The organism is Frigoribacterium sp. CFBP 13707 (assembly GCF_014842245.1).
GTDB classification, from domain to species: domain Bacteria; phylum Actinomycetota; class Actinomycetes; order Actinomycetales; family Microbacteriaceae; genus Frigoribacterium; species Frigoribacterium endophyticum.
In genome coordinates this window covers 1-519 of the sequence record NZ_JACYVL010000037.1, presented here as the reverse complement: position 1 = coordinate 519, position 519 = coordinate 1, and the positions used below count along the sequence as shown (strand labels likewise).

1 protein-coding gene is annotated in these 519 nt (G+C 71.7%); it reads left to right on the top strand.

Annotated elements, in window-relative coordinates:
* The coding region (locus IFT45_RS16665; protein ID WP_192129559.1) for a hypothetical protein at positions 1–519 on the top strand (519 nt) is incomplete at both ends.

The following is a 519-nucleotide window of genomic DNA, read 5'->3' as shown; positions in this document are numbered from 1 at the left end:
CCTCGGCCTCGTCGCCTCCGGCGCACTCGTCTTCTCGCTCGCCGCCTGCTCGATGGACGACACCTCGTCCACCGGCAGCTCGTCGTCGTCCTCCTCGGCCTCGTCCGAGCCCAGCGCCGCCGCGACCCCCGTCGCGTCGCTGCCCGACCTGAGCAAGGGCGTCGACACCCAGGTCGCCGTCGACCAGTCGTTCGTCGACGCGCTCACCAGCCTCGGCCTGACCCCCGGCGTCGTCGGCACCGCGACCTTCACCGACGGCTCCTTCGCCTTCCCGATCACGGGCGGCAACGTCGACTACTACGACCCCGCCAGCGACGTCCGCCCCTACGTCCAGGGCGAGATCGACCACGACGGCTCCGGCCTGTCGCTGACCGCCGCCGACGGCACCGTCGTCGAGCTCACCGACTTCCGGATCGACCCGGGCGAGTCGAAGCTCTACGGCACCGTCACCGCCAACGGCACCGTCGCCGCCGAGGACGCCTACCTCTTCAACCTCTACGGCGGCTCGCTGAAGCCCCT